22 protein-coding genes and 2 pseudogenes are annotated in these 19,216 nt (G+C 64.3%); 15 read left to right on the top strand and 9 right to left on the bottom strand.

The features are described 5' to 3' along the window. Nucleotides 1-55 precede the first annotated feature (55 nt). Nucleotides 56-325, top strand: coding sequence for a hypothetical protein (locus tag H9L15_RS01920; RefSeq protein WP_187714977.1), 270 nt, complete (start codon nt 56-58; stop codon nt 323-325). Nucleotides 326-369: 44 nt separating this feature from the next. After that, nucleotides 370-1,844: pseudogene (gene glpK / locus H9L15_RS01925) on the top strand (glycerol kinase GlpK). Here the strand turns inward: glpK and H9L15_RS20715 are convergent. The 7 genes from H9L15_RS20715 to H9L15_RS01955 form a co-directional block, all read right to left on the bottom strand. Further along, nucleotides 1,841-3,043: a glycoside hydrolase family 27 protein gene (locus H9L15_RS20715; protein WP_455567144.1), complete on the bottom strand. Its 1,203-nt coding sequence runs from the start codon at nt 3,041-3,043 to the stop codon at nt 1,841-1,843. The pseudogene glpK and the gene H9L15_RS20715 sit on opposite strands and share 4 nt — an antisense overlap. Before the next feature lie 24 nt (nt 3,044-3,067). Beyond that, the gene (locus H9L15_RS01935) at nt 3,068-3,910 is read right to left on the bottom strand and encodes a cyclopropane-fatty-acyl-phospholipid synthase family protein (RefSeq protein WP_317617630.1); all 843 of its coding nucleotides are present in this window, start codon (nt 3,908-3,910) and stop codon (nt 3,068-3,070) included. Beyond that, the gene (locus H9L15_RS19300; RefSeq protein WP_317617562.1) at nt 3,814-4,314 is read right to left on the bottom strand and encodes a hypothetical protein; all 501 of its coding nucleotides are present in this window, start codon (nt 4,312-4,314) and stop codon (nt 3,814-3,816) included. The genes H9L15_RS01935 and H9L15_RS19300 overlap by 97 nt, the downstream gene beginning before the upstream one ends. Before the next feature lie 9 nt (nt 4,315-4,323). Continuing rightward, entirely contained in the window at nt 4,324-4,560 is a 237-nt protein-coding gene (locus H9L15_RS01940; RefSeq protein ID WP_187714978.1) for a hypothetical protein, read from the bottom strand. After that, a complete protein-coding gene (locus H9L15_RS01945) occupies nt 4,557-5,303 on the bottom strand; it encodes a metal-dependent hydrolase (protein WP_187714979.1) in 747 nt (248 codons plus the stop codon). Before H9L15_RS01945 ends, H9L15_RS01940 begins: the two co-directional genes overlap by 4 nt. 14 nt (nt 5,304-5,317) lie before the next feature. Beyond that, a complete protein-coding gene (locus H9L15_RS01950; RefSeq protein WP_187714980.1) occupies nt 5,318-6,328 on the bottom strand; it encodes a 2-oxoacid:ferredoxin oxidoreductase subunit beta in 1,011 nt (336 codons plus the stop codon). 73 nt (nt 6,329-6,401) lie between these two features. After that, nucleotides 6,402-8,279, bottom strand: coding sequence for a 2-oxoacid:acceptor oxidoreductase subunit alpha (locus H9L15_RS01955; protein WP_187714981.1), 1,878 nt, complete (start codon nt 8,277-8,279; stop codon nt 6,402-6,404). Nucleotides 8,280-8,474: 195 nt separating this feature from the next. Between H9L15_RS01955 and H9L15_RS01960 the strand changes: the two genes are divergently transcribed. The 10 genes from H9L15_RS01960 (at nt 8,475) to H9L15_RS01995 (ending at nt 14,519) form a co-directional block, all read left to right on the top strand. Then, a complete protein-coding gene (locus H9L15_RS01960; protein WP_187714982.1) occupies nt 8,475-8,948 on the top strand; it encodes an RNA pyrophosphohydrolase in 474 nt (157 codons plus the stop codon). 52 nt (nt 8,949-9,000) lie between these two features. Beyond that, complete coding sequence (locus H9L15_RS01965) at nt 9,001-9,489, top strand: RrF2 family transcriptional regulator (RefSeq protein WP_187714983.1); 489 nt, start codon at nt 9,001-9,003, stop codon at nt 9,487-9,489. Nucleotides 9,490-9,597: 108 nt separating this feature from the next. After that, entirely contained in the window at nt 9,598-10,608 is a 1,011-nt protein-coding gene (locus H9L15_RS01970; protein ID WP_187714984.1) for a sulfate ABC transporter substrate-binding protein, read from the top strand. A gap of 34 nt (nt 10,609-10,642) precedes the next feature. Continuing rightward, a complete protein-coding gene (locus H9L15_RS01975; protein ID WP_187714985.1) occupies nt 10,643-10,855 on the top strand; it encodes a hypothetical protein in 213 nt (70 codons plus the stop codon). Then, nucleotides 10,852-12,111: an OprO/OprP family phosphate-selective porin gene (locus H9L15_RS01980; protein WP_187714986.1), complete on the top strand. Its 1,260-nt coding sequence runs from the start codon at nt 10,852-10,854 to the stop codon at nt 12,109-12,111. The genes H9L15_RS01975 and H9L15_RS01980 overlap by 4 nt, the downstream gene beginning before the upstream one ends. 17 nt (nt 12,112-12,128) lie before the next feature. Continuing rightward, entirely contained in the window at nt 12,129-12,413 is a 285-nt protein-coding gene (locus H9L15_RS16725; protein ID WP_223276423.1) for an ABC transporter permease, read from the top strand. A 64-nt stretch (nt 12,414-12,477) separates the two neighbouring features. Next, nucleotides 12,478-12,966 carry an ABC transporter permease gene (locus H9L15_RS16730; RefSeq protein ID WP_262984947.1) on the top strand — a complete coding sequence of 163 codons (489 nt, stop codon included), beginning with the start codon at nt 12,478-12,480 and terminating at the stop codon, nt 12,964-12,966. Further along, nucleotides 12,963-13,802 (top strand): sulfate ABC transporter permease subunit CysW, encoded by an 840-nt coding sequence (gene cysW / locus H9L15_RS01990; RefSeq protein WP_223276424.1) that lies wholly within the window; start codon nt 12,963-12,965, stop codon nt 13,800-13,802. Before H9L15_RS16730 ends, cysW begins: the two co-directional genes overlap by 4 nt. 1 nt (nt 13,803) lies before the next feature. Next, entirely contained in the window at nt 13,804-13,944 is a 141-nt protein-coding gene (locus tag H9L15_RS16735) for a hypothetical protein (RefSeq protein WP_223276425.1), read from the top strand. Continuing rightward, a complete protein-coding gene (locus H9L15_RS01995; RefSeq protein ID WP_262984884.1) occupies nt 13,941-14,519 on the top strand; it encodes a sulfate/molybdate ABC transporter ATP-binding protein in 579 nt (192 codons plus the stop codon). The genes H9L15_RS16735 and H9L15_RS01995 overlap by 4 nt, the downstream gene beginning before the upstream one ends. Nucleotides 14,520-15,094: 575 nt before the next feature. Here H9L15_RS01995 and H9L15_RS02000 read toward each other — a convergent pair. Beyond that, nucleotides 15,095-15,241 (bottom strand): hypothetical protein, encoded by a 147-nt coding sequence (locus H9L15_RS02000; RefSeq protein WP_187714987.1) that lies wholly within the window; start codon nt 15,239-15,241, stop codon nt 15,095-15,097. 86 nt (nt 15,242-15,327) lie between these two features. Between H9L15_RS02000 and H9L15_RS16740 the strand changes: the two genes are divergently transcribed. Next, nucleotides 15,328-15,693 (top strand): FAD-dependent oxidoreductase, encoded by a 366-nt coding sequence (locus H9L15_RS16740; RefSeq protein WP_223276426.1) that lies wholly within the window; start codon nt 15,328-15,330, stop codon nt 15,691-15,693. Further along, on the top strand, nt 15,594-16,535 hold the full coding sequence (locus H9L15_RS02005; RefSeq protein WP_223276427.1) for an FAD-dependent oxidoreductase: 942 nt from the start codon (nt 15,594-15,596) through the stop codon (nt 16,533-16,535). The genes H9L15_RS16740 and H9L15_RS02005 overlap by 100 nt, the downstream gene beginning before the upstream one ends. Here H9L15_RS02005 and H9L15_RS02010 read toward each other — a convergent pair. Then, nucleotides 16,503-16,838 (bottom strand): hypothetical protein, encoded by a 336-nt coding sequence (locus H9L15_RS02010; protein ID WP_187714988.1) that lies wholly within the window; start codon nt 16,836-16,838, stop codon nt 16,503-16,505. The genes H9L15_RS02005 and H9L15_RS02010 overlap by 33 nt on opposite strands. A 208-nt stretch (nt 16,839-17,046) precedes the next feature. Here H9L15_RS02010 and H9L15_RS02015 point away from each other — a divergent pair. After that, nucleotides 17,047-19,214 (top strand): annotated as a pseudogene (locus H9L15_RS02015) (RNA degradosome polyphosphate kinase). Nucleotides 19,215-19,216: the final 2 nt, after the last annotated feature.

Here is a 19,216-nt window from a genome sequence, read left to right on the forward strand (position 1 = left end):
TTCACTGCCCCAGCCGAAGGTCTATCCTCCGCGCAATCGAGTGGAGGGTTGCGTCATGGGTTGGATGATTGGGCGGACGGCGGCTTTGGCCGACCCGCAGGCCGCAAGAAAGAAAGCGATCGACAAGTTGAAGCTCCTCGCCGAGCTCGACGATCCGGAGAGCGTGGTCGTACCGATCCTGCTCGACGCGCTGCTGATGGTGGAATCCTATCGCGGTGCGCGGCACCAGATCAGCTTTCTTCCGGAGCTGACGGAAAGCGTCGATGCGCTGCTGCGCGAAGTGACCATCGTCGAGAAATCGAAGGAGTGGGCGAAAGCGTCGTAACCGCCGCTGGAGCTTCCGCCGCTTTGCGTTAGGCTGCGGCCGCGATGCAGGCCGACCACATCCTGGCGATCGATCAGGGCACGACGTCCACGCGTGCGATCCTGTTCGATGTGGCGGCAAGGCCCGTGACAGTTTCCCAGCGGGAGCTGCCGCAGCATTATCCCGAGCCCGGCTGGGTCGAGCATGATCCGGAAGAGATCTGGCGCGACACGCTCGCCGTCGCGCGTGAGGTGCTCGGTTCGAACGAACCAGGCCGCGTGGCCGGCATCGGCATCACCAACCAGCGCGAGACGGTGGTGGTTTGGGACCGCTCGACGGGCGAGCCGATCCATCGCGCGATCGTTTGGCAGGACCGCCGCACCTCCGAGACTTGCGAGCGGCTGAAACGCGAAGGCGTCGAGCCGCAGGTTCAGGCCAAGACCGGCCTCCTGCTCGACCCCTATTTTTCGGCGACGAAGATCGCCTGGATCCTCGACAATGTACCGGGCGCCCGCGAGCGCGCCGAGCGTGGCGAGCTTGCGGCCGGGATGATCGACAGCTTCCTGCTGTGGCGGCTGACGGGCGGCGACGTCCACGCGACCGATATCACCAACGCGGGCGGACTTTGCTTTGCGACATTCATCGCGGTGAATGGGACGGCGATCTCTGCCGACTGTTCCGGGTTCCCGAAGCCCTGCTCCCGAGATCCATGACAATAGCCGCGTATTCGGCCTGACCGCGCCGGGATTGTTCGAGCGACAAATCCCATTGCCGGAATGGCGGGTGACCAGCAGGCGGCACTGTTCGGCCAGGCCTGCTTCAAACCGGGCATGGTCAAGTCGACCTACGGCACCGGCTGCTTCATGCTGGCGAACACCGGCGGGACTGCAGTCGCATCCGAGCATCGCTTGCTGACTACGCCCGCCTACCGGATCGGCGGCAAGACCACCTACGCCCTGGAAGGCTCGATCTTCGTTGCCGGAGCGGCAGTGAAGTGGCTCCGCGACGGCTTGGGGGTCATCGCGCATGCGTCCGACACCGATGGAATGGCGACCCGCCTGCCCGACAGTCACGGCGTTTACATGGTGCCCGCCTTCGTCGGCTTGGGGCGCCCCATTGGGACCCGACCGCGCGCGGCGCGATCTTCGGGCTGACCCTGGACGCGACTGGCGCGCATCTCGCCCGAGCTGCGCTGGAAGCCACCGCCTACCAGACCCGCGACCTGATCGATGCGATGATCGCGGACGGTTGCGCCACGCCCGCCGCCATCCGTGTCGATGGCGGCATGACGGCGAACAGCTGGCTCTGCCAGTTCCTTGCCGACATCACGGACGTGCCGGTGGAACGTCCGTCCAACCTCGAGACGACGGCGCTGGGCGCGGCCTTCCACGCCGGACTGGCGACCGGAATCTGGTCCGGGCTTGCGGAGTTGAAGCGGACATGGTCGGCAGCGAACAGGTTTGCGCCAGCGATGGACGCCGCTCTCCGGGACAGGTTGCTCGCCGGCTGGCAAGACGCGGTCAGGCGAGTCCTGCCCTAAGGACCGACCCGGAACATCGCGACACCGCGCGGCTCCACCTCGGCTTCGAGCGAGCCCTTCCAGCGCGGCATGTCGCGATGGGCCCAGAGGTCGCGGACCTTGGCGCGCTGCGTTGCGGGGATGCCGACATGGTCGGCCGTCGCCTGAATCCTGACCGGCAGCTCGCCGCGATTGAACAGGAGCACCGCGCGACCGCCTCCGGTCAGCGGCTTCACCCAGACTTCCTTGTCCCCATCCTTCGCCACGCGACGGCCCTGGATTCCCAGCGTGTCCTGATCGACCGCGATCACGTCCTTGTTGAGCAGGATCGAGCGCGTCGCTTCGTCCATATTGGCAATGTCATTCCCGGCCATCAGCGGGCGGCCATCATCGCCCACAAGGAGAAATGCGAGCGATACTCGGCGGTGGTCATCCCCCATTGCCGACTTCGAGCATGTCGGGATCGTTCCAGTGGCCCGGCCCGGCGTACTGCCAAAGCGGCTCGTTCTGATCGACGATCGAAAGGACGGGATGCGCCCAGTCGTGCGCCTTGTCGTTCTTGGCGAAGCTGTCCCAGATGTCGCCCGTCGTCCGCCACAGATTGCCGACGTTCTGCGCCCATAGCCCGGCTTGGCGGTGCCCCATTCACACATCGAAAAGACGATCGGCCGGCCGCTTTGCCGAAGCGCGTGCGCCATCAGCGCGTAGGCTTCCTTCGCATTGCGGTCGCCCGTGTTGCACCAGTCGTACTTGAGGTAGTCGACGCCCCAGCGGGCATAAGTCAGCGCATCCTGATACTCGTGGCCCTGGCTGCCCGGACGGCCGCCGCAGGTGAGACGCCCTGCGTCGGAGTAGATCCCGAACTTCAGTCCCTTCGAGTGCACGTAGTCGGCGAGCGCCTTGATGCCGGACGGAAACTTCTGCGCGTCCGCGGTGATGAAGCCGTCGGCGTCTCGCGCTCCGTGCCAGCAATCGTCGATGACGACATATTCGTAACCGGCGTCCCGCATGCCGCTGGCGACCATCGCATCGGCGGTTGCGCGAACGGTCGCTTCGGTGATGTTGCAGGCGAACTTGTTCCAGCTGTTCCAGCCCATCGGCGGGGTCTGGGCGAGACCGTTGGGGGCCTTGTTGACGATCTCCTGCACCGACTGGGCACTGGCCGGAGCGCCGAGCGAGACCACGCAAGCAAGCCAACAGAATAATTCCCGGATTCTCATTCGCCCCTCCCCCGTTCGGGCTCGTCAGCCCTTGACCATCGTCACCTGCGCGACGTCGATCGCGCCGCCCCGGAATCCGCCTTCGCAATACATCAGGTAATAGCGCCAAAGGCGATGGAATTGCTCGCCGAAGCCATTCAGCCGGCCGGTGGCAATTGCGGCTTCATAGCGTTCGCGCCAGTGCTTGAGCGTCTCGGCATAGTCGCTCCGAAAACCTTCGCGGCCCTCCCATGACAGGGCCCGTTCCTGGGCAAGAGCCTCGAACCGCGGCTCGTTGAGCAACTGGCCGCCCGGGAAGATGTAGGTCTGGATGAAATCGGCGTTGCGGGCATAGCGGTCGAACAGCCGGCCATCCATGCTGATGAACTGCAAGGCTGCTCGGCCGCCGGGCCTCAGGTTTCGCGCGATGCAATCGAGGTAGGCCGGCCACCAGCGCTGGCCGACCGCCTCGACCATTTCGACCGAGGCGATGGCATCGAACTGCTCCGCGATTTCGCGGTAATCCTGAAGCCGGATCTCGACCTTATCGGACAGGCCGGCCTCGGCAATGCGGCGATCCGCCCAGGCCTTCTGCTCCTCCGACAGGGTGAGGCCGACGACATTGGCGCCCCGCTTGCCCGCCTCGATCGCCAGCGTGCCCCAGCCCGACCCGATCTCAAGCAGCCGGGAGCCCGGCTTGATTTCCAGCCGATCGAGCAAGGCGTGAACCTTGCGCAATTGCGACGTCTCGAGCGGCTCATCCGTCCCGGCGAACCGCGCCGAGCTGTAGGTCATCGTCGTGTCGAGCCAGGCCGAATAGAAATCGTTGCCGAGATCGTAGTGGGCGGCGATATTCGCCTTGGCGCGCTGCGGCGCATTGTCGCGCAGCCGATGGGCGAGAGAGTTGAGCCAGCGCGCCGGACCTTTTGCCCGTCCGACGTCCCAAGAGTGACCGCGTTCAGGCTGAACAGCTCGAACAAGGGCACAAGGTCGGGCGAGGTCCACTCCCCGAGGTCCCAGGCCTTGTACCAGCCGACCGATCCGGAGAAGCCGAGCCGCACCAACGCCATCCAGCTCTTGACCTCCAGGCGGGCGGCGGGGCCCGGACGATGGAAGCCGACCCTGCGCCGCGATCCATCGGGCAAGGTCGCGTCAATCCCGCCGCGCTCCATCTTGCGATGAACGGCGTCGATGAGCGTATCGACGCCCGGGGCAATCGCCCGCGCGATCAGGCTGCCGCCGGTCATGAAGCCGCGATCGCCATGCACCAGATGCGCGCCGCGTGTGCTCATGGCGCGCAGTTATGAATTTGGCGGGCGGTTGTCGAGGTTTTGGGTGCAGCCCGGTCCCGTGATCGGAACCTCGCTCTCCCGCGCCAGCCGCGACCTGCGGCCCTCGCCGTAGCGCGCGTCGCCGATCGCCACATGCGCGCTGCACTCGCGGCGAATGACGTCCGCCTGCGGCAGGATCGACCATTTGAGAAACTTGCGCAGCCGCGGGTCCGCCGCAATGGCTTGCCTCACTTCCGGCAGGTTCATGTTGTTCGGTTCACACTTGCCGACGGGCCCGAGCCCGCAAACGGCGAATAGGTGCTGCGGCGGTAGCAATCGCCTTCACGCCAGACCATGTCGCGACGCCACGACGCTGCGGGTGGAGGTGAAGCGAACAAGGCCTCGGCATGGGGACTGACGGAGCGCACTGCCGCATTCGCGCTCTGCGTAATCAGCAGGTTCACTCCGATGTAGGCAAACGTGATCGCGACACCGACCTGCGCCGGCCGCTTCCACGGCCGACCTTTTCTCTCCAGCTCCTTCGATAGTCCGATGGAGACGGCGAGCACGAGCCACAGCCAGAGGTCGATGATGAACAGCCCGTCGGCATGGTACCAGAGGTTTGAGAACGGCGAGAAAAGCTGGACCGAATAGGTGGTCAGCAGGTCGAGATACGGATGCGTGAGCGCGCCGATATAGGACAGCGCGACGAGCCAACCGAAGTGCATCTTCAGCCCGCTTTTGAACACCGTTCCGCGCCCGACCTGCCAGCGGTCGAGCAACCACAGCAGGCCCGCCAATACCGGCGGCATCAACAGTACCCCGCCGACGATACCGTGCGTAAACCCGCGGTGAATTGCCAGCGGGTCCCAAGGCGCATTGCCGAAGAAGACGTCGATGTCCGGCATGTTCGCGCCGAGGATCAGCGCCGCGAGCCCCTTGCGCGTCTTCGTCTTGAGACCGGCCTGGCCCAGCGCCCAGCCGGCCATCGAGTGGGTGAGATTGTCCAAGCTGGGCTAGGTCGTCAGATCGCGTGCGGCTCTTTGTCGACTTGCCAGGTCTGGCCCTTGGAAACGAGCGCCTGGAGGTCGGCCTTCTTGCCCGAAGCGGCGGCGGCGTTCTGCTCGACGACGGCGCTTTCGAACGTCGGCGCCGGGTCCTCGTAAATCACGCCGAGCGCGACCGGGAAGCCTTGCGGCAGCTCGATCAGCATCGCCGCGACGCCGCGGTTCTTCGGGTCGTGGACGATGACCGACGGATCGTCCGCTTCCACGATCTTCAGGCACAGCCGCTCGGAGTCGAGAGCGAGTCCCTTGGTGTCGCCGGCGAACAGCATCTTCTCGCCGGGCTTCAGCCACAGCTGCTTTTCCTGCGCGACGCTGCGCTCGGTGAAGCTGGCGAAGACGTCGTCGTTGTAGACGACGCAGTTCTGGTAGATTTCCACGAAGCTCGCGCCCTTGTGCGCGTGGGCGGCCTTCAGCACGTCCGGCAGCGCCTTGTGGACGTCGATGCCGCGGGCGATGAACCGCGCGCCGCTGCCGAGCGCGAACATGCACGGAGTCACCGGCCGATCGACCGAGCCGAACGGCGTCGACGGGCTGCGCGTACCGACGCGGCTGGTCGGCGAGTATTGCCCCTTGGTCAGGCCGTAGATTTCGTTGTTGAACAGCAGGATCTGGCAGTCGAGGTTGCGGCGAAGCACGTGCATCGTGTGGTTGCCGCCGATCGACAAAGCATCGCCGTCCCCGGTGATGACCCAGACGTCCAGTTCCGGATTGGCAAGCTTGATGCCAGTCGCGAAGGCAGGCGCGCGGCCGTGGATCGTGTGGAAGCCGTAGCTTGCCATGTAATAGGGAAAGCGGCTGGAGCAGCCGATGCCGCTCACGAACACCGTCTTCTCGCGCGCGACGCCGAGGTCCGGCATCGTCCGCTGCACGGCCTTCAGCACGGCATAATCGCCGCAGCCCGGGCACCAGCGGACCTCCTGGTCGCTCGCCCAGTCCTTGGCGGTGGTGACTTTGGTCATCTCGTTCATCGGTACAGGACCCAGTAAATCAGTGCGCAAACCAGCACGAGCATGACGATCATCGGAAAGGGATTGATCGGCTTCACGCGAGCGCCTCCTCGATGGCGGCTTCGATCTCGGCAATGCGGAAGGGGTGGCCGCTGACCTTGTTGAGCGGCCGCGCGTCGACGAGGAACTGGTCGCGGAGCACGGTCTTGAGCTGGCCGGTGTTCATCTCCGGAACGATAATCTTGTCAAAGCTCTTGAGCAGCTCGCCCATGTTCTTCGGCATCGGCCAGATATGGCGGATGTGGACGTGGGCGACGTCCTGACCCCTGCCCTGCGCCCGCCGTACCGCCTGGTGGATCGGGCCGAAGGTTGAGCCCCAGCCGACGACGGCCAGCTTCGCGCCCGGATTGCCGAGGCAAACGTCCTGGTCGGGAATGCTCTCCGCGACCTTATTGACCTTGGCGGCGCGGGTGTCGGTCATCTGCTGGTGGGCGCCCGGCGAATAGTCGATGTTGCCGGTGCCCGGCTGCTTCTCGATGCCGCCAATACGATGCTCGAGGCCTTCCGTACCGGGCTTGATCCACGGCCGCGCGAGGTCGCCGTTGCGGGCGAACGGCATGACGCTCTCGCCCTCCGCCGGCGCCTTGTCGAAGAAGCTGACCGGGAACGGTTCGTAGCCGCTCATGTCCGGCACCCTCCACGGCTCCGCCGCATTGGCGATGTAGCCGTCGGTCAGAAGCATGACCGGCGTCATGTACCGGGTGGCAATCCGCACCGCCTCGATCGCGCATTCGAACGCGTCGGCGGGCGAGCGCGCCGCGATCACCGGCAGCGGCGCATCGGCGTTGCGGCCGTACACCGCCTGATAGAGGTCGGACTGCTCGGTCTTGGTCGGAAGGCCAGTCGACGGCCCACCACGCTGCGAATTGACGACGACGAGCGGCAGCTCGGTCATAATCGCTAGGCCTAGCGCCTCGGTCTTCAGCGCAATGCCCGGGCCCGACGACGAGGTGATGCCGAGCTGGCCGGCATAGCTCGCGCCGATGGCCGAGCAGATCGCCGCAATCTCGTCCTCCGCCTGGAAAGTCGTGATCCCGAATTCCTTCAGGCGCGACAGATGGTGCAGCAGCGCAGAGGCCGGCGTGATCGGATAACCGCCGAAAAACATCTTCAGCCCCGCCAGCTGCGCTCCGGCAACGAGCCCTAACGCGAGCGATTCCGCGCCCGTGACAGTGCGATATAGACCCGGCTCAGCCGGCGCCGCGGCAACGTGGTGGCGGTGGACGCCGCCGATCTCGACCGTCTCGCCATACGCGTGGCCCGCGTTCAGCGCGGCGATGTTCGCCTCGGCCAGCTCCGGCGCCTTGGCAAACTTGGTGTTGAGCCAGTCGACGATCGGCTGGCGGTCGCGGTCGAACATCCAGAGCGCGAGCCCCAGCGTCCACATGTTCTTGCAGCGAAGCGCTTCCTTGTTGCCGAGGCCGAACGGCTTCACGGCATCGAGCGTCAGCTGCGAGATGTTGAAGTGGACGAGCTGCCACTTGGCGAGGCTGCCGTCCTCCAGCGGGTTCTGCTCGTAACCCGCCTTGGCAAGGTTGCGCGCCGAGAACTCGCCCTCGTCGGCGATGATCAGGCCGCCTTCGCGAAGCTGGTCGACGTTTACCTTCAGCGCCGCCGGGTTCATCGCGATCAGCACGTCGGGCTGGTCGCCCGCCGTCTCGATCGCGGTCGAGCCGAAATTGATCTGGAAGGCGCTGACGCCGAACGTCGTGCCCTGCGGGGCGCGGATTTCTGCCGGAAAGTCCGGGAAAGTCGCGAGGTCGTTGCCCGCGAGCGCCGTCGAGAGGGTGAATTGTCCGCCGGTAAGCTGCATGCCGTCGCCGCTGTCGCCCGCGAAACGGACGACGACGGCTTCGGCTTGAGGGTGCGAGGCGGCTTCTTCCTCAGTGATGATGTGGGTGGCTGTCGCCACGTGGGAGTCCTTACAAACGCTGTGAGCTTCGTTGGCCCTCTTTAGGACTCTGACTCCTCTTCCGCCACCTTTCTGTCATTTTACTCCTCCCCTCGATTTTGAGTGGAGGTGGCAGCCGCAGGCTGACGGACGGGTCCCTCCACCAGCTTCACTAGTTCCCCTCCCTGCAACCGCAGGGGAGGATATGGAAGGCAAATGACCAACGACGACGATCAATACCGCCGCGGTGTCGGCATCATGCTCCTCAACAGGAACGGCAAAGTGTTCGTCGGGCGGCGGATCGATAATACCGACGAGGCGTGGCAGATGCCCCAAGGCGGTATCGACAAGGGCGAGAAGCCGTGGGCGACCGCCAAGCGCGAGCTGGAGGAAGAGACAGGCATTCCACCCCACCTGGTCGAGCGGATCGCAGCGCACCCGGAACGGCTGAAGTACGATTTGCCGCCCGAGCTTCGCGGGAAACTGTGGGGCGGCAAGTGGAAGGGTCAGCTTCAGGACTGGTATCTTGCGCGCTTCCTGGGGGAGGATAGCGACGTCAACATCGCCACCGAACACCCCGAGTTCAATGCGTGGAAGTGGGTCGAGCCGTCGCACCTCCCCGACCTCATCGTTCCGTTCAAGCGCGAGCTTTACCGGCGGCTGCTCGAGGACTTCGCGGAGCATCTCTGAAGATCATCCGCGCGTCATTGCGCGGCGGGCGTGATGCAACCACACTAGAGGGATGCTTACCCAGAAGACGCGCTATGCGCTTCGCGCTCTGCTCTACCTGATCGAAGAGGGCCACGGCGACGCGGTCCAACTCCAGCGCATTGCCGAGACGCAGAAGATTCCGCGCAAGTTCCTCGAGCTTATCATGCTCGACCTGAAGGCCATGGGCGTCGTCCAGAGCGTTCGCGGGCCCAAGGGCGGGTATCGCCTGAAACGCCATCCCAGCAGCATTTCCTTCGGCCAGGTCGTGCGCGGGCTCGAAGGACCCATCGCACTCATCCCGTGCGCCAGCGTGAACTTCTACAAGAAGTGCGGGGACTGCCACGACGAGGCGACCTGCGCCATCCGCCGGGTCTTCGCCCAGGTCCGCGACCGAAGCCTGGACGTGCTCAATTCGGTCAGTCTGGAAGATGGAGCGCGATGGGAACTGCGAGTCGCCGGTCCCACGACCGCCAACCATGAAGGCTTCGAGGAGCCGCCCGCGGAGGACTGGCAAATCTAACGATTCAGCGGCGAAATGAGAGAGTCCAGCGCCGATCCGATGCGAATTCTTATTGTCTAGTCATTTAGTAGGGTATAGCTCTCGGTTAACCAATCAACGGGGGTTCCCATGGCTTTTCGAAGCAAGCTTGTTGCCTTCGCAGTCGGCGTTGCAGTTCTGACCGCTCCTGCCGCGCAAGCGGCTCCGACCCAGATCCTGAACGTGTCCTACGATCCGACGCGCGAGCTCTACAAGGATATCAATGCCGCGTTCGCTCCCAAGTGGCAGGCGCAGGCGAAGCAGCAGCTGACGATCCGGCAGAGCCACGGGGGATCGGGCAAACAGGCCCGCGCCGTCATCGACGGACTTCCGGCAGACGTCGTCACTCTGGCGCTTGCCTATGACATCGATTCCATCGCCGATAAGAAGCTGATTGCTCCGAACTGGCAAAAGCGGCTGCCGAACAACAGCTCGCCTTATTATTCGACCATTGTCTTCCTGGTTCGCAAGGGGAACCCGAAGGGCATCAAGGATTGGGACGATCTGGTGAAGCCCGGCGTCAAGGTCATTACGCCAAATCCAAAGACCAGCGGCGGCGCTCGCTGGAACTATCTCGCCGCCTGGGGCTACGCCCGCCAGAAGTACGGAAGCGTCGCGAAGGCGCGGGAGTATTTGACCCGCCTTTTCCGCAATGTGCCGGTGCTCGATTCGGGCGCTCGCGGCTCGACGACGACGTTCGTCGAGCGCGGCCAGGGCGACGTCCTTTTCGCGTGGGAAAACGAAGCGTTCCTGGCGGTGAACGAACTCGGCAAGGGCAAGTTCGACATTGTCATACCCTCGGTCTCGATCCTCGCCGAGCCGCCGGTCGCAGTGGTCGACAAGGTCGTCGACCGGCGTGGCACGCGGGCCGTGTCGGAAGCCTATCTCAAGTTTCTCTACACGCCCGAAGCGCAGGAAATCATCGCGCGCAACTATTACCGCCCGCGCAACGCCGCGGTTGCAGCCAAGTACAAGGGCCGCTTTCCGAACCTGAGGCTGTTCACTATCGACCGCAATTTCGGCGGGTGGAAGCAAGCTCAGGCCAACCACTTCAACGACGGCGCCCTGTTCGACCAGATCTTCGAGGATGCGAAGCGCTGAGCCGCACGGCCGATTGGACTCAAAGGGGAATTCCATGCGTTTCCTGCTCCTCGCTGGCGCCTCCGCGCTAGCCATCAGCACACCCGCGTTCGCTCAGCAGGGCGAAGATGTGACAGCGACCCAGCCGAGCGAATCTCCCATCGACTCGCTGGAGCCGGCGGATGCCGCCCGAGCCAGGCGGCAGCGGCCCCTGCGCCGACGGGCGATGCGGTTCTCGATCGCCTCAATGCCTTGGAAGCGCGGGTGAGGCAGCTCGAAGCCCGCAATGCCGAACTGGAGCAGCAGGCCGAATTGAACCAGACGCGGCTGCAGTCCGTGGAAACGAAGGCCGCCAAGGCCGCGCAATTCACATGGGCGCCGACGATCTCGGAACCGACCGGCCAGTTCTCGTTCAAGCCGCGCGGGGTCATCGAAGCCGACGGCGCGGCGTTCATCGAGCGCAAGGGCGGCTACGATTTCAACAACGGCACCGCCCTTCGCCGCGCCCGCATCGGCTTCGAAGGCACCGCGCTCAAGTGGTGGAATTACCGCATCGAAGTCGACTTCGCCGGCAATGCCGTCAACATCACCGACGCCTATCTGCAGTACACCAAGATCCCAAAGACGCTGTTGACGCTGGGCCAGCACAAGGCGCCGTTCGGGCTCGAGTCCAACAACAGCGACAATTACAATACCTTTCTTGAGCGCGGCATGTTCACCAATGCGTTCGGCAATGCCGGCGCGGAACGCCGCATCGGCCTGTCGGCCGCCTACTCGCCGAAGGAGACCGTCAACGTCACCGTCGGCGCCTTCGGCGACAATGAAAGCATCAGCCGTTCGAGCGTCGCCCCGGTCACTGACACGCCGGACGAAAGCTGGGGCTTCAACGGCCGCGCGACCTGGGAGCCGATCTTCGACACCGGCAAGATCGTCCACCTCGGCGTATCCGGCTATTATCGCACTGCACTGCGCGCGGGCGACACCAAGGACGCGCTGCGGCTGTCCGACCGTCCGAACGTCCGGGTCGACAACGGCAACATCGCCGACAGCGGCGTGATCACCGGCGTCGAATCCCTGCTCTATGCCGGCGCCGAAGCTACCGGAGTGTTCGGGCCGTTCACGATCGCCGGCGAGTACGGAAAGCTGTGGGCCGACCGTCCCAGCCTCTCGAACGTCAGCTTCGACGGCTTCTACATCTACGGCAGCTGGTTCCTGACTGGCGAGACGCGACCGTTCCGCAACTGCAATTTCGACCGCGTGCGCCCGTTCACGGAAGTCGGCAAGGATGGCCTCGGCGCGTTCGAAGTCGCGCTTCGATACGACAAGATCGACCTGTCGGAATCGCCGGTGCGTCCGGGCAATGAAGCGCAAAGCGTCACGCTTGGGCTCAACTGGTACTTCAATCCGTTTGCCAAGCTGATGTTCAACTGGGTCCGGTTCAGCGGCGACAACACACCGCTCGACCCGGTCGGCTCGGAGACCAAGGGCGACGCCTTCGCAACGCGGTTGCACCTGGACTTCTGATGCCGCAGTCGGCGGTGATGCCCAAACTCCCTAGACTCCGCAGATCGTCATCTCTGCCGGGGCTCAGTCTCTCTCTGGGCATCACCGTCTTCTGGCTGTCGTTCATCGTTCTCGTCCCGCTCAGCGCCGTATTCCTGAAGAGCGCGAGCGGCGGCCTGGGCGAGTTCGTCGCCGCCGCCTTCTCCTCCCGCGCGCTGGCATCGTACAAAGTGACCTTCGGCGCCGCGCTGATCGCCGCTGCGGTCAACGTCGTCTTCGGCCTTCTGATCGCGTGGGTTCTGGTCCGCTACGAATTCCCCTGAAGCGGCTGATGGGGCGCTGGTCGACCTTCCCTTCGCGCTTCCGACCGCGGTCGCGGGCATCGCACTGACCGCGCTCTATGCGGATACCGGACTGATCGGACGGCAGTTCGCCGAACTGGGGATCCCGATCGCCTACACCCCTGCAGGGATCGTCGTCGCGCTGACCTTCATCGGCCTGCCGTTTGTCGTGCGCACGGTCGAGCCGGTGCTGGCGGAAGTTTCGCGCGAAGCCGAAGAGGCGGCGCTGACCCTTGGCGCTTCGCGATTGCAGACCTTCGGCCGGGTGATCCTGCCGACGTTGTTCCCCGCTCTCGCAACCGGCTTCACGCTGGCCTTCGCCCGTGGCGCGGGTGAATATGGTTCGGTGATCTTCATTGCCGGCAACATGCCGTTCAAGTCGGAGATCGCGCCGCTGCTGATCATCACCCAGCTCGAGGAGTTCGACTACGTCGGCGCGGCCGCAATCGCGGTTGTCATGCTGCTCGTATCGTTCGGCCTCCTGCTTGTCCTCAACGTGCTGCAGCACTGGCAGCAGCGAAGGCTGGGAACGTGAGGAAAGGCGGACACCTGCGTGAGCCTACGGCCGTCAAGGCACTGCTGATCGCGGCGGCCTTGGCCTATTTCGGGCTGATGCTCCTGCTCCCGCTCGGCACCGTCATTGCCGAGGGCCTCAGGAAGGGCACCGAAGCCTGGCTGGCCGCCGTGACCGAGCCGGATGCGCGCTCGGCGATCTGGCTGACCCTCGTCGTCGCCGCCATCTCCGTGCCCCTCAACACCGTCTTCGGCATCGCCGGCGCCTGGCTGATTTCCAAGTACGACTTTCGCGGGAAGCCGATCTTGATCACCTTGATCGACTTGCCCTTCTCTGTCTCGCCGGTGGTGTCGGGCCTGGTCTTTGTCCTGCTGTTCGGAGCGCAGGGCTGGTTCGGAACCTGGCTCCAGGACCGCAATATCGAGATCATCTTCGCGCTTCCCGGGCTGGTGCTGGCGACCGTCTTCGTCACCTTCCCCTTCGTCGCGCGGCAGCTCATCCCGCTGATGACGATGCAGGGCCGCGCCAGCGAAGAGGCGGCGCTGACGCTCGGCGCGTCGGGCTGGCAGACGTTCTGGCACGTCACCTTGCCCAACATCCGTTTTGCGCTGCTCTACGGCGTCCTGCTATGTAACGCCCGCGCAATGGGCGAGTTTGGCGCGGTCAGCGTCGTTTCCGGTCACATCCGCGGCGAGACCAACACCATGCCGCTCCATGTCGAGGTGCTCTACAATGAGTACAACTTTGCCGCCGCTTTCGCAGTCGCGACCCTCCTCGCGCTCCTCGCCGTCGTCACTCTTGCTCTCAAGAGCTTCATCGAGTGGCGACACCGGGACGAGCTTGCTGCGAAGTTCTGACATGTCGATCCGCATTGAAGACGTTTCGAAGAGCTATTCGTCGTATCCGGCGCTCGACCGCGTGTCGCTGGAGATCGAGGACGGAGAATTCGTCGCGCTCCTTGGCCCTCGGGTTCTGGCAAGACGACCCTCCTGCGCGTGATTGCCGGGCTGGAGGAGCCGGAAGCCGGCCGCGTCTGGTTCGGCCAGCGCGACGTCACCGACACGTCGGCCGCCTCCCGCGGGATCGGCTTCGTCTTCCAACATTATGCGCTGTTCGGCCACATGACCGTTGCGCAGAACATCGCCTTCGGGCTGACCGTCATGCCGCGCGCCTCGCGGCCGTCGAAAGCGGATGTCGGCTCGCGGGTCGAGGAGTTGCTGGAGCTCGTCCAGCTTCCCGGCCTCGGCGCCCGCTACCCGAGTGAACTGTCGGGCGGCCAGCGGCAGCGCGTGGCGCTCGCCCGGGCGCTCGCCCGCAAGCCCAAGATCCTGCTGCTCGACGAGCCGTTCGGAGCGCTCGACGCCAAGGTCCGCCGCGAGCTTCGCGGAGCGCTCCGCAGCATCCACGACGACCTCGGCTTGACGTCGATCTTCGTCACTCACGATCACGAAGAAGCCTTCACCCTCGCCGACCGCGTTGCCCTGCTCAACACCGGCCGCATCGAGCAATTCGCGGTCCCCAGCGAAGTCGAAAACGCGCCGGCGAGCCAGTTCGTCCGGGATTTCCTGGCTTAGGGTTCTGCTGCGGGAGCTAGAGGCAGCTTCCGACCCATTGCGGACATAGGAGTATCCGGTACGCTCGGGTCATGCGGACAGGTAGGAAAGTGGGCCTGGGATGCGTCACCATTCTCGCCTTATGCATATTCGGCGCATTCGCACTTAACTCCGTAGATAGTCGCGAGATCGGCAGGACGAACCCTCAACGAGCGGCCAACTATCGCCCGCCTTGGTTCAACTTTTCCGAAACGTATACCAAGGGCGCGGCTCTCGGCGTGACAGTCGGCTCCACGAAAGCAGAGGCTATTGAGGCAGCCGAACAAGCTGGACTAATCGTTCAACCGGTCTGTTGGGTGATGATCGAGCTGGTGGCGCAACCTTGTACGAGCGCGCCGAATTACTGGCCGTAATGCTTCGTCAGTCGAAGCTTTGTTTCTCCTACCCCAGCAAGCCGGGGGAATGATTGTCGATTTTCACGATGATCGCGTCAGATCCGTCGAAGTCTATTACGTCAACTTCGAAGCTATTTGAGTTGTGGCGTGGTGGCAGCATTCCGCCCAAAGCGGACATTAGGCGCTTAGAGCCCTCTTACCTCAGCCCTTCTTGTCCGCCGTGAAGTAACCGATGCCGCCGCCGACGATGGCGCCGAGGATCGGGCCGATGAACGGGAGCGGGATGGCCACGAGCGCGCCGATACCGGCGGCGATCGCGGTCCGCTTTGCGCGTGGGTCTTCAAGCATCGCTGTCTCCTTCGCTGGTGTGTTATATAGATAACACACGGTTCTGTCCATTGCCGATGCTTCGGTCGAATTGCTAGCGGGAGTCCATGCGGGGATTGAAGGTTGCGGTAGCGGGTTGCGGGCCTTGCGGGCTAGCAACTGCACTGCTGCTCTCAAGGCAGGGTCATAGGGTTGCGCTATTCGAGCGGTTCGACGCGCCGCGCCCGATCGGCTCCGGACTGATGATCCAGCCAACCGGCCTCGCCGTACTGGATAAGCTCGGCCTTTCCGAGCGTCTCATTTCAGAGGGTGCTCGGATCGAGCGACTGTTCGGGACTGCTGGACAGAGAACCGTTCTCGACGTTCGTTACGAGTGGCTTGGACCCGGGGACTGGTTCGGGTCGGGGTCCACCGGTCGACACTGTTCGATGTCCTGCACGATGCTTTGGTCGATGAGGGAATCCCAATCCTGACGGGAACGACGATCAGTGGCAGCCGGCTGGAAACCAAGGGACGGCGGATCATCTTTGAATCCGGCGGTGCGAGCGAACCTTATGATCTTGTAATCGATGCCTTGGGAACTCGCTCATTGCTCGCCGAGCCGTGCGGTCGTGAGCTTGCCTACGGCGCGCTCTGGGCGACGCTGGATTGGCCCCACGGCGCCGGATTCGATCTGGCTGCGCTGCAGCAACGGTACCAGCGATCGAAGATCATGATTGGGCTCCTGCCAATCGGAATCGGTCGAAGCGGGCAATCGAAGGCGGCCTTCTTCTGGTCATTGAAATGCGACCAACTCGATCAATGGCGAGCGGCAGGCCTCGACGCGTGGAAGGCCGACGTCCGCTCGCTTTGGTGGGAAATGGATCCGGTCCTCGACCAGATCATAGACGCGGAACAACTCACGTTCGCGCGATACTCGCATCGAACCCTCAGGCGATCCGCGGAGCCAGCACTCATCCACTTGGGCGATGCATGGCATTCCGCCAGCCCGCAGCTCGGGCAAGGCGCCAACATGGCAATGCTCGACGCCTGGTCTTTGGCTCGGGCCCTTGAGCGCTCCGCGAACATGGACGAGGCGCTCCGTGTCGCTGTGAAAATGCGAAGGCGGCACATTCAGCTTTATCAGTGGCTGACGGCAATCTTCACGCCGGTCTATCAGTCGGACAGCCGCGTCTTGCCATTCCTCCGCGACCGCATCGTGGGGCCACTATCGAAAATATGGCCCGCGACGTGGATTCAGGCGGCCATGGTTAGCGGGCTCATCGGAAATCCGCTCCCGGGATTAGGTCTCGATGCCGGATGTCGCGCGCCCTAGCCGGACGGGGCAATTACTTCTTCTTCGCCCCGGACTTCTTCGCTGCAGGCTTCTTCGCCTTCGCGGGGGTTCGTCCTTGCCCAGCGCGTCCATGCTGCGGCGGGCGACGTCGAGGGCGAGCTGCCACATGGCGGTGCCGCTTTCGACGCCCGACTTGGCGGCCGACTTGATGTCGTCCGCAGCTTCCAGCGCGAGCGCCTGAGCCTTCTTGGGGTTGCGAAGGGCGGCGGCGGCGGCGACCAGGGTTGCCGCGACCACTTCGGCGGTCAGCGGGTTCTTCGCGACCTTCTTGGCGCTCTTCACGACCTTGGCGACCTTGGCCTTCGGGCCGCTTTCTTCGCTTTGGCTTTCGGTTTCTTCGCTTTGTCCTTGGTCAAGAACCCCTCCCTGATCGAGTGCTTTTTCACGTTAGCGTCACACGTTTGTAACACCGCTCTGTTTCAGATCGGCGACAGCAATCACGTGGCCTGATACTAGCAGCATCATGCCGCGACCAGCGCATGCGAGGAAAATGGCGACGCAAGCTCCAGCCGCGCCGTCCGAGGCTCCAGCCCCGGCCGCACCCAATGTCGCCCCGGCCGTGCCGGAAGCCCGCTATTTCAACCGCGAACTGAGCTGGCTGGCGTTCAACCGCCGCGTTCTGGAGGAGGCAGCCAACCCGCACCATCCGTTGCTGGAGCGGCTGCGGTTCCTGTCGATTTCGGCCAGCAATCTCGATGAGTTCTTCATGGTTCGCGTCGCCGGCCTGAAGGCGCACCAGATCCTCGGCGTCGAGGAGAGGTCGGCGGACGGGCTGACGACGGCGCAGCAGCTCTCCGCGATCGAGGCCGAGGCCGACCGGCTGGTCGAAAGCCAGGAGGAAGTCTGGCGCAGCCTGCGGACCGCGCTTCACGAGAACGAGGTGACGGTCGTCGGTTCCGAACCGCTCGACGCCAAGGCGGAAGCGTGGCTCGATTCCTACTTCCGCGAGCAGATCTTCCCGGTGCTGACGCCGCAGGCGATCGACCCGGCCCACCCCTTCCCGTTCATTCCCAACCGCGGCTTTTCGCTCATCTTCGAGCTGAAGCGCGGCAAGACGCATATTCGCGAGCTGATCATGCTGCCGGCGGGCGTGCCCCGCTTCATCCGCATCCCCGGCGCGGACGCGCGCTACATCGCGCTGGAGACCCTGATCCGCCGCCGGACGGATTATTTGTTCCCGAAATACGAGCTGTTGCGGCAGGGCGCGTTCCGGATCCTGCGCGACAGCGACATCGAGATCGAGGAAGAGGCGGAAGATCTCGTCCGCTACTTCAGCACCGCCATCAAGCGCCGCCGCCGCGGCCGCGTGGTGCGACTGGAGATCGAACCGGACATGCCGGACGTGCTGATCCGCTTCGTGAAGGAAGGCCTCGGCGCGCAAAACGCGATCATCTCGGAAAGCAGCTCGCCGGGCATGGCAGACCTTTCGGCGATCGTCGAAGAGGACCGGCCGGAGCTGAAGTTCCCGCCGTTCGATCCCCGCTTCCCCGAGCGCATCCGCGAGCATGGCGGCGATTGCTTCGCGGCGATCCGCGAGAAGGATTTTCTGGTTCACCACCCGTACGAAAGCTTCGAGGTGGTGGTCGAGTTCGTCCGCCAGGCCGCGGCCGATCCCGACGTCGTCGCAATCAAGCAGACGCTTTACCGCGCCGGCAAGCAATCGGCGATCATGCGCGCCCTGATCGATGCGGCGGAAGCCGGGAAATCGGTGACCGCCGTCATCGAGCTAAAGGCCCGCTTCGACGAAGAACAGAACATCATGTGGGCCAATGCGCTGGAACGCGCCGGCGTGCAGGTGGTCTACGGCTTCGTCGACTGGAAGACACACGCCAAGGTGTCGATGGTCATTCGCCGCGAGGCCAAGGGCTATCGCACCTACTGCCACTTCGGCACCGGCAATTACCACCCGGTCACGGCGCGCATCTACACCGACGTCAGCTACTTCACCGCGGACCCGCGCATCGGCCGCGACGTCGCCAAGCTGTTCAATTACATCACCGGTTATCTGGAGCCGAAGAACCTTCGCCAGCTGGTCATCTCGCCGGCCGGGATGCGCGCCGAGCTTCTCCGGCTGATGGACGCGGAGATTGCGGCGGCGAAGGCGGGCAAGCCGTCGGCCTGTGGGCGAAGCTCAATTCGCTGGTCGACCCGATGATCATCGACAAGCTCTACGAGGCGAGCCAGGCGGGCGTGCCGATCGACCTTGTCGTGCGCGGCATCTGCTGCCTTCGGCCGGGCATCCCCGGCATGTCGGAGAACATCTCGGTCAAGTCGATCGTCGGGCGGTTCCTGGAACATGCGCGCATGTGGTGCTTTGCCAACGGGCATGCGCTGCCGCATCCACAGGCCAAGGTGTACATCAGCTCGGCCGACTGGATGCCGCGCAACCTGGACCGACGGATCGAATATATGCTGCCCATCGAAAACCCGACGGTCCACGCCCAGCTTCTCGACCAGGTGATGGTCGCCAACCTGATCGACAATGAGCAGAGCTGGCGGCTGCTGCCCGACGGCACCTACGAGCGGCTGACGCCAAAGCCGAACGACGCCTTCAATCTGCACGAATATTTCATGAGCAACCCGTCGCTGTCCGGCCGCGGGCAGTCGCTCAAGAAGGGCCGCAGGGTGCCGAAGCTGCGCTTCCAGCGCGGGCGTTAGGA

Source organism: Sphingomonas daechungensis, from assembly GCF_014489495.1.
GTDB lineage: Bacteria > Pseudomonadota > Alphaproteobacteria > Sphingomonadales > Sphingomonadaceae > Sphingomicrobium > Sphingomicrobium daechungense.

Excerpts from the sequence above, each read along its gene's own strand:
- H9L15_RS01940 (WP_187714978.1), bottom strand. The coding sequence starts at position 4,560 with ATGAACCTGCCGGAAGTGAGGCAAGCCATTGCGGCGGACCCGCGGCTG.
- H9L15_RS19300 (WP_317617562.1), bottom strand. The coding sequence starts at position 4,314 with ATGAGCACACGCGGCGCGCATCTGGTGCATGGCGATCGCGGCTTCATG.
- H9L15_RS16725 (WP_223276423.1), top strand. The coding sequence starts at position 12,129 with ATGCCCAAACTCCCTAGACTCCGCAGATCGTCATCTCTGCCGGGGCTC.
- H9L15_RS16740 (WP_223276426.1), top strand. The coding sequence starts at position 15,328 with ATGCGGGGATTGAAGGTTGCGGTAGCGGGTTGCGGGCCTTGCGGGCTA.
- H9L15_RS01975 (WP_187714985.1), top strand. The coding sequence starts at position 10,643 with ATGCGTTTCCTGCTCCTCGCTGGCGCCTCCGCGCTAGCCATCAGCACA.
- H9L15_RS01965 (WP_187714983.1), top strand. The coding sequence starts at position 9,001 with ATGCTTACCCAGAAGACGCGCTATGCGCTTCGCGCTCTGCTCTACCTG.
- H9L15_RS20715 (WP_455567144.1), bottom strand. The coding sequence starts at position 3,043 with ATGAGAATCCGGGAATTATTCTGTTGGCTTGCTTGCGTGGTCTCGCTC.
- H9L15_RS02000 (WP_187714987.1), bottom strand. The coding sequence starts at position 15,241 with ATGCTTGAAGACCCACGCGCAAAGCGGACCGCGATCGCCGCCGGTATC.
- H9L15_RS01970 (WP_187714984.1), top strand. The coding sequence starts at position 9,598 with ATGGCTTTTCGAAGCAAGCTTGTTGCCTTCGCAGTCGGCGTTGCAGTT.
- H9L15_RS01950 (WP_187714980.1), bottom strand. The coding sequence starts at position 6,328 with ATGAACGAGATGACCAAAGTCACCACCGCCAAGGACTGGGCGAGCGAC.
- H9L15_RS01920 (WP_187714977.1), top strand. The coding sequence starts at position 56 with ATGGGTTGGATGATTGGGCGGACGGCGGCTTTGGCCGACCCGCAGGCC.
- H9L15_RS01960 (WP_187714982.1), top strand. The coding sequence starts at position 8,475 with ATGACCAACGACGACGATCAATACCGCCGCGGTGTCGGCATCATGCTC.
- H9L15_RS16735 (WP_223276425.1), top strand. The coding sequence starts at position 13,804 with ATGTCGATCCGCATTGAAGACGTTTCGAAGAGCTATTCGTCGTATCCG.